The organism is Actinomadura flavalba DSM 45200 (assembly GCF_000374305.1).
GTDB lineage: Bacteria > Actinomycetota > Actinomycetes > Streptosporangiales > Streptosporangiaceae > Spirillospora > Spirillospora flavalba.
The window spans coordinates 42,569-57,170 of record NZ_KB894096.1 but is presented as its reverse complement, the minus strand read 5'-3'; the positions used below and the strand labels follow the sequence as shown (position 1 = coordinate 57,170).

Below are 14,602 nucleotides of genomic sequence, written 5' to 3'. Positions count from 1 at the left end.
GACGGGCTATACCGGGAGCGACCTCCGGGAGGTACGTCATGGTCTGGATCGGATTGGTGCTGCTGGCGGCCGGTTCCGTCACCGCCCTGGTGTCGGACGCGCCGGTCGTCTGGATCGGCGCGGGCGCGATGGCCGCCGGGGCGGTGCTCGTCATCGCCGGGCTGGTGCGGCTGCGGCAGGGCCGGGCGCGGGCCGCGCTCGGCGGCGGCGCGGACGTCCCCTACCGCACCGGCAAGGGGAAGATCGCCGCGATGATCGCGGCGGTCGTCTACATCATCTCCCCGATCGACCTCATCCCCGACGTGTTCCTGCCGGTCGGGATCGTCGACGACGCGACCGCGTTCACCTGGCTCCTGGTCGCGGCGGCCCAGGAGTACACCCGACGCTCACGCCGCGTCGTCCCCCGCTCCTGACGTCACCCCAGCCAGCTCCGCAGCGCCCACCACCAGTGCGCGGACGCGGGGAGGGCGGTACCGGCGGGGCTGTGGCCGGTGAGGTCGCGCAGGCGGCGCAGGCGGTACTTGACGGTGTTGACGTGGACGTGGAGGGCGGCGGCGGCCAGGTCGCCGCGCCCGCCCGCGTCGAGGTAGGCCAGGGCGGTCTCGGCGAGCTCGCGGTGGAACGGGTCGGCCGGGTGCAGGCCCGGCAGCAGGTCGCGGGCCAGCAGGCGGCCCAGGCCGGGGTCCGCGGCGGTCGCCGTCAGCAGGGCCAGGTCGGTCAGACGGCGCAGCCCGGTGAGGTCGGCGGCGTCGGCGGCGTGCAGGGCGCGGCGGGCCAGCGCGTAACTGGGGGCGATCGTCGCCGGGGGCCCGGGCGGGGCCGCGACGAGCAGCGGCTCCTCCGGGAGCGCGGACGGGTCGGGGAGGCGGACGACCAGGGCGGCGAAGCGGCCGTCGACCAGGCCGCAGACGGCCGGGCCGGTGGCCGTCAGGGCGTTCTCCAGGCGGGCGGCGACCGCCGGGTCGCTGACGTCCGACACCACGCAGTGGTAGGCGCCCGACGGCTCCAGCGGCGCCGGCACCGTCGCCGGTTCGCCGTGCAGGAGCTGGCGCAGCGCCTGCTGACGGCCCTCGCGGGCCGTGCGGGCCTGTTCGAGTTCGGTGACGCGGTGCGCGTGCACCATGCGGTGCACCAGCGCCGTCGTGATCGCGTCGACGCGGGTGACGCCGTCCAGCAGCGCGTCGGCCGGGACGCCCCGGCGGCGGCCCTCCGCGACCAGCGCCGCGACGAGGTTCATGCGGCCCGCCTGGAAACCGTCGAGGAACGACGCGACCGGGACGCCCTGCCGGGCCCGGTCCGAGCCGAGCCGCGCCGCCGCGTCCAGCACGGCCGCGTCCGGCTCGCCGCCGCCCTCCAGCGCCGCCAGCACCCCGCGCACCAGCGCCCGCGTGTGCCGCCGCGTCTCCTCGGCGGGCAGCGCCGCGACCAGTTCCGAGCGGGTGCGGGCCGCGCGGACCGTCGCCTCCAGCAGGGCGGGATCGTCCGCGCAGTCGGCGAGCAGCGCCAGGAACGGGTCGGTCATCGCTCCCCCGGTTGTCGGTCGCGGACAACGACGGCCCGGACCGTTGGACCCCTTCACTCTAGGCGGACGGCCGTCCGTGCGATTCCGTGGAAGCGGACGACACCCAAGGAGTTTCACCATGGCGAACGACGAGGACTTCCTCGACAAGCTGCCGACCGACCTGATCTTCCGGTTGCCGCCGAACTTCGACACCGTCGAGGACGAGCGCCGGCACCGCAAGGAGCGCCTCACCGCCGCGCTGCGCGTCTTCGGCAAGTTCGGCTTCGAGGAGGGCGTCGCCGGGCACATCACGGCGCGCGACCCCGAGCGCACCGACCACTTCTGGGTCAACCCGTTCGGCATGTCGTTCAAGCACGTCAAGGTCTCCGACCTGATCCTGGTGAACCACACCGGGCAGGTCGTCGAGGGCCGCTACCCGGTGAACGAGGCCGCCTTCGCGATCCACTCGCAGGTCCACCAGGCCCGCCCGGACGTCGTCGCCGCCGCGCACAGCCACTCCACGCACGGACGCGCGCTGTCGGCGCTCGGGCAGAAGCTCCAGCCGATCACCCAGGACGTGTGCGCCTTCTACGAGGACCACGGCCTGTTCGACGACTACACCGGCGTCGTCACCGACCTGGAGGAGGGCAAGCGCATCGCCGCCGCCCTGGGCGACTACAAGGCCGTCATCCTGCGCAACCACGGCCTGCTGACCGTGGGCGACACCGTCGACGCCGCCGCCTGGTGGTTCATCACCATGGAGCGGTCGAGCCAGGTGCAGCTCCTCGCGCAGGCGGCCGGGACGCCCGTCCCGATCGAGCCGGAGAACGCCAAGCTCACCCACTCCCAGATCGGCAACGACCTGGTCGGCTGGATCAACTACCAGCCGCTCTACGACCAGATCACCCGCGAACAGCCCGACCTGTTCGACTGAGCCCCCGCCACGCGGCCCGGTCGCCCCCGCCGGTGACCGGGCTCGCGGCGCGGCGCACAGATCTTGCTCGGCTTTCCCTTCGCTCGACTTCCGCCAGCCCCGGCACGATTACCGTATGTAGTCGATCATCGGGGAAGGGAGTGAAGCGGGTGAGCGCGCGGGACGCCGCCGACCAGTTGCTGCGGCTGACCCGCCTTCTGGTGCGGGCCGACGACGAGCCGTACGCCGACGAGGGCGCCGCCCACGTCCTCCGCCACAGCCGCGCCGTGCTCACCCCGCGGGAACGCCACGTCCTGGAACGCCTCCTGCGCGGCGAGTGCACGTCCCGGCTGGCCGAGCTGATGGACCTCCCCGAAGCCGGGGTCTCCGAGCACCTGCGCGTCCTCGTGCGCGACTTCACCGGCGGCCAGAGCGCCTATCCGGCCACCACGCCTCCCCCGGTGCGGCGCGCCCGCAACGTCCTCGTGGCGGCACCGCTCGCGACCCTGATCGCCGCGCTGCTCACGGCGGCCGCCATCGCCGCGCTCCGCACCCCGCCGCCGTCCCGCCCCGGCGCCGGACCGGCCGCGCGCCCCGCCCCGGACGGGACGCGGGCCGGGGTGCCGCTCGGGCTGTACGGCGCCGCCTCGCACGGGACGTTCCCGCTGCGGTTGCCCGCCGAGGTCGCCGGGGCGCGGGAGCTGCCGTCCGGGGTCGCGACCGCCACCTCTTTCTGGGACGCGGCCACCGCGCGCGGCGCCCGCATGTCCTACGTGACGATCGCCAGCCCCTACTGGCCGCTCGGCACCCGCGTCCGCGTCACGCACCGGGGCCGCGCCGCGCAGGGCGTCGTGCAGGACTTCGGGCCCGCCGCGTGGGCCGTCGCCCAGCACCGGGTGCCGGCCATCATCGACCTGTCCGAGGCGATGATGGCCGACCTCACCGGGCGCCGCTCGCACGCCGTCCGCGTCCGCTTCGAGGTCCTGAAGTGGGGGCGCGGCCCCGTCTACCGCGCGACCGGACCCGGCTACCGGCTCGCGTTCGGGCGCGGCTGACCCGCCAGCGGCAGCCGCACCCGGAACCGCGTGTCGCCCGGCCGCGACTCCACCGTCAGGTCGCCGCCGTGCCGCCCCACGACGATGCGCCACGAGATGTCCAGGCCGAGGCCCGTGCCCTGCCCGACCGGCTTGGTGGTGAAGAACGGCGTGAAGATCCGGCCCAGGTCCTCCTCCGGGACGCCGCCGCCGGTGTCACCGATCTCCACCACCGCGTGGTCGTTCTCGCGGAACGCGCGGACCGTCAGCGTCCCGTGGCCGCCCATCGCGTCGAGCGCGTTGACGACCAGGTTCGTCCACACCTGGTTCAGCTCGGCCGGGAAGCACGGCACGCGCGGGAGACCGGCCGCGTAGTCCGTCACGACCCGGACGTCCGGCGCGATCTTGCGGCGCAGCATCGTCAGCGTGCTCTCCAGCAGCTCGGCCAGATCCGCGTCCCCGGCGGCGGCGCGGTCGAGCTGCGAGTACTGCCGCGCCGAGTCGAGCAGCGCCGTGATCCGGCCGGACGCCTCCGCGATCTCCGCCTGGAGCTGCGCCACCTCCAGCACCTCCGCGAGCCAGCCGATCGCGGCGGGCAGCCGGTCGCCCGCCGCCTCCGCCACCTGCTCCGCCTCCGCGACGCCGAACCCGGCGGCGACCAGGCCCGGGGCGACGTCCCAGCCGTCCGGGACGCCGTGCTCGTCGAGCCAGTCGCCCAGCTCGTCCTCGGCGTCGCTGACCGCCAGGGGGTCGCGTCCCGGCTGCGCCGCCCCCGCCCCCGTCAGCCGCTCGTGCAGCGACACCAGCGCGCCGATGCGCTCGCAGTCCACGCCCTGCCGGGCCAGGTCCGCCAGCCGCCGCTGCGAGGCGAGCAGCCGGTCGCCCAGCTCGGCGCTCGCCCGCGACACGGCGGCGGCCGGGTTGTTCAGCTCGTGCGTCAGCCCCGCCGTCAGCGTCCCGAGCGCCGTCAGCCGCTCACGCTGGTCCACGACGTGCCGGACCGTCGTCATGCCGAAGAACACGCCCTCCAGCAGGTGCGTCGCCATCGGGAACCACTCGCGCACCGCCTGCGCGAACGACCGCGCGGGCAGCACGAACACCCGGGCGGGCCGCGTCGCGCGCAGCGAGTGCGGATAGATCTGCTCGATGCGGTCCCCGATGTACGCCTGCACCGCCCCGCCGTACAGGCCGGGCCTGCTGTCGCGGTTCAGCTCCAGCTCGGCGTTGCGCACCAGGTGGAACATGCTGATCTCGCCGTCGAGCAGGACGTAGAACTCCTCGGCGGGCTCGCCCTGCGCGCAGAGCAGCTCGCCCTCCGCGAACGTCCGGACGCCGCCGTGGTCGGCGAGCCACGCGAGCTGCGTCTCGTCCAGGCTGTCGAACAGGAACAGCCGGCGCAGCTCGCCGGGGTCGGCCCGTGTCATGAGCGCTCCAGGTAACGGTGGACCATCGCGACGGCCATCGCACCGTCACCGACGGCCGAGGCGACGCGCTTGACGGAGTCGGCGCGCACGTCGCCCGCCGCGAACACCCCCGGCACGCTGGTCTCCAGCCAGTACGGGTCGCGGACCGGCGTCCCGCCGCCGCCGACGTCGGGCCCGGTCAGGACGTAGCCGCGCGCGTCGCGTTCCACGACGCCGTCGAGCCAGTCGGTGCGGGGCTCGGCGCCGATGAAGACGAACAGCCACTGGGCGTCCACGGTGCGGGCGCCGTCCGGGCCGGTGAGGGTCAGCCGCTCCAGGTGGCCGTCGCCCTCCCCCGCCGTCACGACCGTGCCGGTGTGCACGGTGATGTTCGCGATGCCCGCGATCTGCTCGATCAGGTAGTGCGACATCGACGCCCCCAACCCGTCCGCGCGTACCAGCAGGTGCACGCGCGCCGCGTACCGGGCGAGGTTGACGGCGCACTGCCCGGCCGAGTTCGCGCCGCCGACGACGTAGACGTCCTGGCCCACGCAGTCGGGGGTCTCGGCGGGCGCGGCGCCGTAGTAGACGCCGCGTCCGACCAGGCCGTCCAGGCCGGGCGCGGCCAGCATCCGGTAGGAGACGCCGGTGGCGAGGATGACGGCGTGGGCGGCGATCTCCGAGCCGTCGTCCTGCCGCACCACGCGCGCCGGGCCGCGCTCCTCCAGGCCGACGACCTCGCCCGTCGTCACCAGCTCCACGCCGAAGCGCTCGGCCTGGCGGCGGGCGCGGTCCGCGAGCTGGGCGCCGGACACGCCGTCCGGAAAGCCCAGGTAGTTCTCGATGCGGGAACTCTGCCCGGCCTGCCCGCCGGACGCGTGCCGCTCGATCAGCACCGTCCGCAGCCCCTCCGACGCGCCGTAGACGGCGGCGCCCAGCCCCGCCGGGCCGCCGCCGACCACCACGAGGTCGTAGAAGTCGGCTCCCGCGCTGGTGGACAGGCCCACGGCCGCCGCCAGCTCGGCGTCACCCGGCGCCGCGAGCGCGGTGCCGTCCGGCAGCACGACCAGCGGCAGCTCAGGCGACCCGGCCGCCTTCACCAGTTCCTCGCCCTCCGGGACGGTGTCGAGCAGAAACGTGTACGGGAGCTGGTTGCGGGTGAGGAAGTCGCGGATCTCGTACGACCGGGCGCTCCAGCGGTGCCCGACGACGCGCAGCTCCTCGGGGACGCGCCGGTCGGTGCGGGTCCACGCGTCGAGCTGCGCGTCGATCACCGGATAGAACTTCTCCTCCGGCGGATTCCACGGCTTGAGCAGGTAGTGGTCCAGGTCGACGACGTTGATGGCGCGGATCGCGGCGTCGGTGTCGGCGTAGGCCGTCAGCAGCACCCGGCGCGCGAACGGATACAGGTCCATGGCGCGTTCCAGGAACTCGACGCCGTTCATCTCGGGCATGCGGTGGTCGGCGAGCAGGACGGCGGTGTCGTCCCCGCGCAACTTCAGCTCACGCAGCGCCCCGAGCGCCTGCGACCCCGACTCGGCACGCACGACCCGATAGCGCTCGGCGTAGCGACGACGCAAATCGCGAGCGACGGCACGAGAAACGCCGGGATCGTCGTCCACGGTAAGGATGACGGGCTTGACCTGACTCATCCAGCCAGCGTACGACGAACAGCAATCTTCCCAGCACCACCACCCACACCCCCCAACACACCCGACACCCAGCCCACCCACAGACCCGGGACAGACCCGGCACCCCGCGAGCCCGCCCGCAGGCCCGAGGACGGACCCGGCGCCCAGCCTCCCAGCCCGACCACAGGCCCGGACAGACTCGGCGCCCAGCCTCCCAGCCCGATCACAGGCCCGGACAGACTCAGCGCGCAGCCTCACAGCGAGCCCGACCGCGAACGCGGAGCGGACCCGACACCCAGCCTCCCAACGCGCCCGCCCGCAGACCCGGGACGGACCCGGCACCCAGCCTCCCAGCGTCCAGCCACAGGCGCGGGAGCGGACCCGGCGCCCAGCCTCCCAGCGCCCGACCACAGACCCGGAAAAGACTCGGCGCCCAGCCTCACAGCGCGCCCGACCGCGAACGCGGAGCAGACCCGACGCCCAGCCTTCAAGCGCACCCGGCCGCAGGTGTGGCGCGGGCTCAGCGCCAACCTCCCAACGCGCCCGGCCGCAGACCCGGGGCGGTCCCGGCACCCAGCGAGCCTGGCCGCACGCGCGGAACGGGCTCAGCGCGCAGCCTTCAACGCACCCAGCCGCAGACGCGACAACGGACCCAGCGCCCATCCTCCCAACGAGCCCGCCCGCAGGCCCGGAACGGACCCGACACCCAACCTCCCAGCGAGCCCGACACAGGTCCGGGCCAGGCTCGGCGCCCAGCCTCCCGGCGCACCGGGCCGCAGGCGCGGGGGCGGACCCAGCGCCAGCCTCCCAGCGAGCCCGCCCGCAGGCCCGAGGACGGACCCGGCGCCCAGCGAGCCCAGCCGCACGCGCGAGACGGGCTCAGCGCGCAACCTTCCAGCGCGCCAAGCCACAGGCGCGGGGCGAACCCGGCACCAAGCTTCCAGCGAGCCCGCCCGCAGGCGCGGAACGGGCTGGGCGCCCAGCCTCCAAGCGCGCCGGGCCACAAGCGCGGTGGCGGACCCGGCGCCCCAGCGAGCCCGCCACGCGCGCGGGGCGCGCCCGGCGCTCAGCCTTCCGGCGAGCCCGGCCGCAGGCGCGGGGTGGGTCGGTTCACGCACTCCGCTCGGGCATCGGTCATGATCGGAACATGACACTGCGGGTGGCACTCATCGGATACGGGACCGGGGGCGCGGTCTTCCACGCACCGCTGATCAGCTCGGTGCCGGAGCTGCGGCTCGACGCGATCGTCACGAGCCGCCGGGACGACGTCCTCGCCCGGTATCCCGGCGTGGAGGTGCTCGACGGCACCGACCGGCTGTGGGAGGCGACGGACCGGTACGACCTCGTCGTCATCTCGGTGCCGAACCGGAAGCACGTGGCGCTGGCTCGCGAAGCGCTCACGTCCGGCATGCCGGTCGTGCTGGACAAGCCGGTGGCGGCGACGGCGGCCGACGCGCGGTCCCTGGCGGCGCTCGCCGCCGTGCGCGGGCTGCCGGTCATCCCGTTCCACAACCGCCGCTGGGACGGCGACTTCCGCACCGTGGCGCAGCTCGTCGAAGACGGTGCGCTCGGCGCGGTGCCGCGGCTCGAGTCGCGGTTCGAGCGGTGGCGCCCGCGGGTCAAGGAGTCGTGGAAGGAGAGCGCGGACCCGCGCGACGCGGGCGGCGTCCTGTTCGACCTCGGCGCGCACCTGATCGACCAGGCCGTCGCGCTGTTCGGCCGCCCTGGAACGGTCTACGCGGAGATCGACACGCGCCGTCCGGGCGCCACGACGTCCGACGACGTCTTCGTCGCGCTCACCCACCCGGGCGGGGAGCACTCGCACCTGTGGATGAGCGCCACGGCCGCCGACCTCGGGCCGCGTTTCCGCATCCTCGGCGCGGACGCGTCCTACGTCGTCTCCGGCATGGACCCGCAGGAGGACGCCTTGCGCGAGGGCCGCACCCCCGCCGACGACCCCGCCTGGGGACAGGCCCCGTCCGACCGCTACGGCCGCCGCGGCACCCCGGACGACACCCGCCCCGAACCGACGATGCCGGGCGCCTACCAGGAGTTCTACCGCGCGGTCGCCCGCACCCTCACCGAGAACGCACCGCCCCCGGTCGACCTCAACGACGCCATCACCGGCCTGGACATCATCGAAGCCGCCACAGAATCCTCCAAAACCCGAACCACCATCACCCTGAAACCCTGAACAACACCACCGAGACCACCACCGAGCCGCCCGACCAGGCCACCATCACCCAGGACGCCCAGAACAGCCGCACGACACCTCGGCAGGATCGCGACCACCGCGGTTGAGGCGCTTGACGTCGGTAGGGCGGAGCTGGCGTGCGGCCCCACCGAGCCCACGTCGAGTCGCCCGCACGCACAGCACCATGGCGCCAACAACTGAACGGCGACACCACGGCTCGACCAAACCCGTCATCGAGCAACCCCGCACCAGCACCACCCTGACGCCCTGAACAACGGCGCTGCGGCTCGATCTGGACCGCCGCCGAGTCGTCGCGCGCCCGCGCCACCGTCACGCTGACGCCTGATTGCTGGCGCTGCGGCTCAGAGGACGGAGACGTGGACGTGGTCGAAATGGTTCTGGGTGATGCTGCCGCGGTTCTCCATCTGGCGCCAGCCGCCGCTGCTGCGCATGTCGTAGATGCGCTGGCGCCAGATGATGTACTTGATGCCGAGGCGCGAGGCGTTGGCGATGAGGTAGGCCGCGACCGAGTTCCCGTGCGCGGTGGCCGAGGCGCTCGGCATGCGGCCGGCGGTGCTCTCCATGAAGTCGCAGGCGCGGCCGGAGCCGTGGTCCTGGGGGTCGCCGGGACGCGAGCAGCCCACGGTGGGGAACGGCCCGAACTTGCCGTCGACCTCGACGAGCACCGTCCGCATCCGCGGCGTCATCGAATTGCCCGTGATGGGCGACCGGGTGCCGCTGGCGCCGTCGGGGCGTCCCGCGCTCCCCCCGCCGGGGGCGCTCACGCCCGACGCCTCCGGCTTGTACTTGGCGAGCAGCTTGCGGACGCGGGCGCGCTGGCCCTCCAGGTCCTCGATTTCCTTGCGGACGTCGGCCAGCTTGGCCTGCGCGTCCTTGCGCGACTTGTCGGCCTTGGCCGACAGCGCCACCAGGCCGGAGATCCGCCCGTCGTTGTTGCGGGCGATGTGCTCGATCGTCGCGGCGTCGCGGATGGCGCCGCCCGGATCGGCGGAGGTGATCATGGGGATCGCGTCGAGGTGCCCGGACATGTAGGTCGAGGCGGCGAGCGTGCTGACGTCGGCGCGTGCGGCGGCGACCTCGCGGTTGAGACGCTCGGCGTCCTTGGTCGCCTTGGCCGAGGACTTCTTCGCCTCTTCCAGGGAGATCAGTTCCCCCCGGTACTCCTTGGCGAGCTTGTCCGACCGCTTCTTCAGCTTGGCGTACTCCTTGGCGGGGTCCGGCGCGGCGGGCACCGCCACCGCCGTCCCCGACGCTCCGGTCACCACCGCCGACCCGGCCACCAGCACCGCGAGCGCCCACCCCCGCCCCACCCCGCGCCGCCGTCCGCGCCGATGGTCACCAGAGGCCCACGCCACAAGAATCTCCCATTCCTCACCGTCAAGATTGGCGGCACGCTACCACAACGATTCGACCCCTTTAGACAAATGAATCACCACATACAGTGACCCGAACGTCACGCCCCCACCTGCACAGATCCCCCAGATTCACCCACCCCGTCCGCCCTCCATTCCTCCGCCAACCAGTACGCACCCCACCCCACCAAGGCTCAACAGAACCCCAGAACAACACACCACGACCAACACCCGCAGACCACGAACCGGCTCCACCCCAGGACGGCGAACCCCGCCCAGAGCGACCACCCCCAAAAATGACCGACCCCACCCAGGCGAGCCCAACCCACCCGAAGCGCTAGGCCCATCCGAAGCGCTCGGCCCGCCGAGAGGGTCGACGCTGCCGAAGGAGCTCGGCTCTCACCTGCAATCACCGGCCCCCGCCCGGAGCAGTCGACCCGAGGGGGTCGACTGCTCCGAGGAGGTTGGCTCTCGTTCGGAGGGGGTTGGCTCCCAACCCGGGGGTGGTCGGCTTTGGGTTGGGGTGGTTAGCGGATAACCAGTTCCTCCCAGCGGGGGACGCGCGGTTCGGTGCGCAGGCGGAGGCCCGCCTCGGCCGGGGTGCGGTTGCCCTTGCGGTTGTTGCACTTGCCGCACGCCAGGATGGTGTTCTCCCAGGTGTCGGCGCCGCCGCGCGACTGGGGAAGGACGTGGTCGATGGTGTGGCCGCGCCGGCCGCAGTAGCCGCAGAGGCCGCGGTCGCGCAGGTGGACGCCGCGCTTGCTCCAGGCGGGCCGCCTGCCGTGACGCCACCGCATCGCGACGTAGCGGATCAGCCGCAGGACGCGGGGAACCGGGAAGCTGCCGATGGTGCGCCCCTCCTCCGCCTCCTCCACGACGGCGACCTCCCGGACGAGCATCCGGATGGCGTGCCGCAGATCGACTCTCTGCAAGGGCTCGTACGACGCGTTGAGGACCAGGACGTGCACCGGTCGCCTCCCTGCCGCTCAGGGCCGCTCCCCCACCGGGACTCGAACCCGGCCACGCGGTACCGATGCGACGCTCCGCCGCCCCACCACAGGGGAAATGCCAAGGACATTCTCCGGCCCCGGCTTCCCCGGGACCACCTTTAGAGTGCCCACACAAAGCCCCCCGGGCAAAGCTTTTTCCCCAGCGCTTCCACAATGTCAATCCCCGATTCCCCTCCCTCCGCCCTCCACCCACCCCACCCGCACCCCCTCCCAACACCCATCCCTAACCCCCGCCGCCACCCAACCCGCACACGCCGCACTTCACCGACACCCGCTCGTTCTCCCCGACAAGCGCCCGCCCCTCTCCGACCGGCGCGCGCCATCCCGGACCAACGCCCGCCCCTCCTGACCAGCGCCCGCCCCTTCCTGAGCAGTGCACGGCCCTTCCTGAGCAGTGCACGGCCTAATTGACCAGCGCCCGCCTTCCAGCGCGCCTCCCTCCCCAGCGCCCGCCACTTCTTGGCCGACTCGCGGCCCACCCGGCAAGAGCCCACCCCTTCCTCGCCACCGCGCGGCTCTTCTCGGTCAGCGCGCGTCCCCTCCCGGCTGGCGCGCGGCCCTACCCGACCGGCGCACACCCCTTCCTGGCCACCTCGCATTTCTCCCCGGTCGGCGCGCCCCGTCCGGCTGGCGCGTTGCCTACTCGTCGGGGCCTCGGTCTTCTTGATGGAGTTCGGCTTCGCCCTAGCGGTGGCCCACGATGGGTTGGATGACCGGCGCTGCGCGGGTTTCCCACCAGGTGGTGTCGCCGCGCGACGAGGACGGGAGCACCTCGAGGGCCCGGCAGACCGGGAGGGCGCAAGGGGTGGGCGTGGGGACGAGATGGAGAGCGAGCGTGACGCCCGGGTGGTGGGGGCGGGCGCCCCAGAAGCGGAGGACGTCGTCGGGATCGAAGGGATGGTGCTGCGGCCCGTCGCCGGACGGGCGCGGGATCGCACGCCCCGCCAGACGGTCGGTGAGAAGGCGGTGGGTGAGGCCCCGCAGCAGGTTGGCGGCGGTCAGCATGCTTCCGTACGGCACGGCACGCGTCACCAGTTCGGGCAGCCCGAACCGGTGCAGTCCACGCGTCTCGGCGCGGACGCGGCCGTCACCGTCCCGGTCGATGAAGACGGCTGTCCACCCGTCCCGCGCGACGAACACCCCCTCCTCACTCGGCACCACCCCGAAGGCGCTCCCGCCCGAAGGCGTCCCGATTGTGCCCGCACCGAGCACGCGCCCGGCGGCGGCAACACTACCCGCGCCGGTCGGAGACACCCCGACCACATCCACCTCAGCCGGGGACAGACCGAATGCGCCGGTTCCAGTTGAGGGTGTGCCGGGAGTGCCGGATTCAGGCGGTGGGGTGGGCTGCGTGAGGATGCGGCAGGTGGCCAGGTCTGCGACGCGGCCGTGGGTGCGGTGGGCGAGCACGCGTGCGACCAGCCGCACCGCCCGGGCGTGCTCCGGCTGACGTTCCGAGCCGCATGTGCCGCCGACGAACGTGTAGTGCTCGTCGCGGAGAACGTCACGCAGCGAGGAACGGCCGAGCCACGGCACGTCGGGCGGCGCCTCCCGTGCCTCGACGACGAGAGACGGCGTGCCGAGCAACCGCCCGGCCAGGGCCGCGACGGCCCCGCCGCCGAGCCCGCCCCGCCGCCCGGCGACCTCCGGCGGCGCCACCGCCGACGCGACGAGATACCCGCTCTCCACGAACGAACCGGTGCCCTGAGACGACGCGAACACAAGAACCTCCCCCGACTCCGCCCGACCCTCGGCCGAAGACGAGTCCAGCGTCACGCACTGTGTCCACCCACGCACGACCGAACGAAATTCTGTGGATAACTGGGCACCCATGCCTTGACCCGGCCGCTCGGGGCATCGGCTTCGGCGCGACGAAGCCGACACAACTATTCACCCAAGTGCCACATGTCCGCATTTGCAGCGCGTAGCTCGCGACGAATGTCCTGATATAACCGGCCAGGTGGCGACTTTTTTGTTTGCAAAATCACCACCGTTAGCACGCTAACGCGGCTAGTGTTCAGTCGTGTTCGCCGAGCCCGGTCTCGCCACGATACCGAGCCAGGCTTGAGGGACGCCCGGCCGTCCAGCGGCCGGACAGCAAGGAGGGCGCTCCGGGTTCGCCCGGAACGCCCTCACATCACCACGGTCGTGGCGGCCGTTCAGCTCAGATGAGGTGCTGCAACACCTGCACGAGCGCCGCCCACGCGCTTACGAGCGCGGCGGTAGCGGTCGCCGCGACCGCCCAACCACCCCGATAGTCATGCATATCGGCACATCCTCTCGTCAGTTAACGGCCGAGGCGACAGACGTCGCACCGGCCTTTCGGGGTCTTCCGGCCCACCGCAAACGACACGCGGGGATCGGCATCTGCCGACACTATCCCGTCTCACAGCCTAAACATGGCTCGTCGTCTCAAAAAATGGCCGTGCCCCGACTTCGACCTGCCGGACACATGAAGCACAAAGTCGGATTTGCTCGCAAAGAGCAGATATATGTACCGTTCTGCGTCCGTCTCAGCCGACCCGGCCTGGCGTGGTGACCGTACGCTGCGCGGCTCGTCAGGGGAGGTCGGTTACGGTCGCCTGGTATTCGCGGGTTTCGTGTTCGGTGTGGAAGCCCAGGGTGTGGTTGACGGCGAGCATGTGGGGGTCGTCGCCGGAATTGTCGGTCTCGATCTCTTCGATCTCGGGGCGTTCGGCGGTGAGCCAGTCGAGCATGGCCGCCTTCATCCAAAGGCCGAGGCGGCGGCCCCGGTGGGACGGGACGACGGCGGTGTCGTACTGGGCGGCGTGGGCCGGGTCGGCCGACGGGACGACCATCTCGGTGAAGCCCGCGATCACCCCGTCGCGCAGCGCCGCGACCGTGTAGAGGTCGTCGCCGCGCTTGGCGACCAGCTCGCCCATCTCGCGAACCCGGTGCGCGTCCCACGGCGAGCCCTCGTACTCGACGAGGTCGGCCATCGCGTCCTTCGCACGTGCCAGCGCGCCCGCGTGCTCGTCGGGCACGACGCCGCGCCAGCGCGCGAGCGTGTACCCGGCGGGCGGCGCGGCCAGCAGGGACGCGACGTGCCCGGGCGGCAGGTCCGCGAGCCGCAGCCGCAGCTCCCGCACGGTCAGCACGCACGTGAAACCGTGCGACTCCAGGAACGGGACGGCCGCCGTACCGGCCGACACCTGCGCGATCACGCTGCTGCGCCCGTCCTCGCGCAGCCCGCGCGCGGCGGCCGTGAGCAACCGCCGCGCCAGCCCCCGGCGCCGGTGCGCGGGCCGCACCTGGACGTCGATCTCCCCGGGCCGGTCGGCGCCGGGCTCCCCCGGCAGCCGCAGCGCCGCGACGCCCGCGAACCCGCCGGCGTCCGGCGCGGCCCACAGCCGCTGCCGCGCGTTCGCGCCGAGCAGGAGGGCGAAGGTGTGCTCCACCGAGGGCACCTCGGCCGCGGACGGATCGGCCGTCAGCACGTCGTGCCACTGGCGGATCTGCGCGTCCGTGGGATCGACGAGCTCGGTGACGTCCATGCAACCTTTTGTACAGGACGACCGGCGC

11 protein-coding genes are annotated in these 14,602 nt (G+C 73.1%); 4 read left to right on the top strand and 7 right to left on the bottom strand.

The features are described from left to right. Window positions 1-38 precede the first annotated feature (38 nt). Window positions 39-413 carry a YkvA family protein gene (locus C229_RS30870; protein ID WP_018656141.1) on the top strand — a complete coding sequence of 125 codons (375 nt, stop codon included), beginning with the start codon at window positions 39-41 and terminating at the stop codon, window positions 411-413. Between the two features lie 2 nt (window positions 414-415). On the opposite strand, the gene C229_RS0116245 is transcribed toward C229_RS30870, so the two are convergent. Further along, a complete protein-coding gene (locus C229_RS0116245; RefSeq protein WP_018656140.1) occupies window positions 416-1,522 on the bottom strand; it encodes a helix-turn-helix domain-containing protein in 1,107 nt (368 codons plus the stop codon). 118 nt (window positions 1,523-1,640) lie between these two features. On the opposite strand from C229_RS0116245, the gene C229_RS0116240 reads away from it, so the two are divergent. Together C229_RS0116240 and C229_RS0116235 are read left to right on the top strand one after the other, a co-directional pair. Beyond that, window positions 1,641-2,435 (top strand): class II aldolase/adducin family protein, encoded by a 795-nt coding sequence (locus tag C229_RS0116240; protein WP_018656139.1) that lies wholly within the window; start codon window positions 1,641-1,643, stop codon window positions 2,433-2,435. A 149-nt stretch (window positions 2,436-2,584) separates the two neighbouring features. After that, on the top strand, window positions 2,585-3,469 hold the full coding sequence (locus C229_RS0116235) for a hypothetical protein (RefSeq protein ID WP_018656138.1): 885 nt from the start codon (window positions 2,585-2,587) through the stop codon (window positions 3,467-3,469). Here C229_RS0116235 and C229_RS0116230 read toward each other — a convergent pair. Continuing rightward, on the bottom strand, window positions 3,442-4,872 hold the full coding sequence (locus tag C229_RS0116230) for a sensor histidine kinase (RefSeq protein ID WP_018656137.1): 1,431 nt from the start codon (window positions 4,870-4,872) through the stop codon (window positions 3,442-3,444). The genes C229_RS0116235 and C229_RS0116230 overlap by 28 nt on opposite strands. Beyond that, entirely contained in the window at window positions 4,869-6,503 is a 1,635-nt protein-coding gene (locus C229_RS0116225; protein WP_026313850.1) for an NAD(P)/FAD-dependent oxidoreductase, read from the bottom strand. The genes C229_RS0116230 and C229_RS0116225 overlap by 4 nt, the downstream gene beginning before the upstream one ends. 1,126 nt (window positions 6,504-7,629) lie before the next feature. On the opposite strand from C229_RS0116225, the gene C229_RS0116220 reads away from it, so the two are divergent. Beyond that, on the top strand, window positions 7,630-8,676 hold the full coding sequence (locus C229_RS0116220; protein ID WP_018656135.1) for a Gfo/Idh/MocA family oxidoreductase: 1,047 nt from the start codon (window positions 7,630-7,632) through the stop codon (window positions 8,674-8,676). A gap of 362 nt (window positions 8,677-9,038) precedes the next feature. Here the strand turns inward: C229_RS0116220 and C229_RS0116215 are convergent, their stop codons facing one another. The 4 genes from C229_RS0116215 to C229_RS30865 all read right to left on the bottom strand — a co-directional run bounded on the left by C229_RS0116215 (window position 9,039) and on the right by C229_RS30865 (window position 14,574). Beyond that, window positions 9,039-10,007, bottom strand: coding sequence for a coiled-coil domain-containing protein (locus C229_RS0116215; protein WP_018656134.1), 969 nt, complete (start codon window positions 10,005-10,007; stop codon window positions 9,039-9,041). Between the two features lie 569 nt (window positions 10,008-10,576). After that, on the bottom strand, window positions 10,577-11,017 hold the full coding sequence (locus C229_RS0116210) for an HNH endonuclease (protein ID WP_018656133.1): 441 nt from the start codon (window positions 11,015-11,017) through the stop codon (window positions 10,577-10,579). A gap of 726 nt (window positions 11,018-11,743) precedes the next feature. After that, window positions 11,744-12,781 (bottom strand): hypothetical protein, encoded by a 1,038-nt coding sequence (locus tag C229_RS0116205; RefSeq protein ID WP_155884882.1) that lies wholly within the window; start codon window positions 12,779-12,781, stop codon window positions 11,744-11,746. An 836-nt stretch (window positions 12,782-13,617) separates the two neighbouring features. Further along, window positions 13,618-14,574 (bottom strand): GNAT family N-acetyltransferase, encoded by a 957-nt coding sequence (locus C229_RS30865; RefSeq protein ID WP_018656130.1) that lies wholly within the window; start codon window positions 14,572-14,574, stop codon window positions 13,618-13,620. Window positions 14,575-14,602 lie beyond the last annotated feature (28 nt).

Bases quoted from the DNA above. Each gene is read 5' to 3' on its own strand.
- C229_RS0116225 (WP_026313850.1), bottom strand. From the start codon at position 6,503: ATGAGTCAGGTCAAGCCCGTCATCCTTACCGTGGACGACGATCCCGGC.
- C229_RS30865 (WP_018656130.1), bottom strand. From the start codon at position 14,574: ATGGACGTCACCGAGCTCGTCGATCCCACGGACGCGCAGATCCGCCAG.
- C229_RS0116245 (WP_018656140.1), bottom strand. From the start codon at position 1,522: ATGACCGACCCGTTCCTGGCGCTGCTCGCCGACTGCGCGGACGATCCC.
- C229_RS0116220 (WP_018656135.1), top strand. From the start codon at position 7,630: ATGACACTGCGGGTGGCACTCATCGGATACGGGACCGGGGGCGCGGTC.
- C229_RS0116230 (WP_018656137.1), bottom strand. From the start codon at position 4,872: ATGACACGGGCCGACCCCGGCGAGCTGCGCCGGCTGTTCCTGTTCGAC.
- C229_RS30870 (WP_018656141.1), top strand. From the start codon at position 39: ATGGTCTGGATCGGATTGGTGCTGCTGGCGGCCGGTTCCGTCACCGCC.
- C229_RS0116240 (WP_018656139.1), top strand. From the start codon at position 1,641: ATGGCGAACGACGAGGACTTCCTCGACAAGCTGCCGACCGACCTGATC.